The sequence below is a fragment of the Tritonibacter sp. SIMBA_163 genome, assembly GCF_046535935.1.
GTDB classification, from domain to species: Bacteria; Pseudomonadota; Alphaproteobacteria; order Rhodobacterales; family Rhodobacteraceae; genus Epibacterium; species Epibacterium scottomollicae.
Genome location: NZ_JAWJBP010000118.1, coordinates 1 through 466 on the forward strand (window position 1 = coordinate 1; position 466 = coordinate 466).

Genomic DNA, 466 nt, shown 5'->3' on the forward strand with positions numbered 1-466 from the left:
GAAAAATGGGACAACTTATCAGATGCCCAAAAACAAAACACTTCAATAGGTGTTGCAGGTATTTATCAACTATCTAGATTTAACGCCCTATTGAATAACTACTCAATCTATCAAGATGCAGCAAACACGTCTGCAAACTCAATGGGTTCGGCATGGAAAGAGCAAGAAAAGTATGCTGATAGTTTACAAGCAAGAATAAACAGACTTCAAAACACGGTTACTGAATTTGCCGTTGCCGCAAGTGATGCCTTCATTTCAGATGGACTTATCGCCTCTACTGAAGCATTAGGAAACTTCATGGGGTTGACAACTGGGTTGGTTAAAAACATCGGCTTCCTTGCCCCTGCTTTCGGAACAGCTACAGTGGCCACATTATTATTCTCATCTGCACTTAGAAGCACGTCAATGCAAAGTGGAAATAAGATAATAAACACGCTAAGGGAACTTCCTGCAAATCTGCAAACCT

General features: G+C 40.8%; 1 protein-coding gene. It reads left to right on the plus strand.

Annotated features, from left to right (window positions below):
• On the plus strand, positions 1 to 466 hold a 466-nt coding region (locus R0J92_RS21700), incomplete at both ends, for a phage tail tape measure protein (protein ID WP_411053160.1).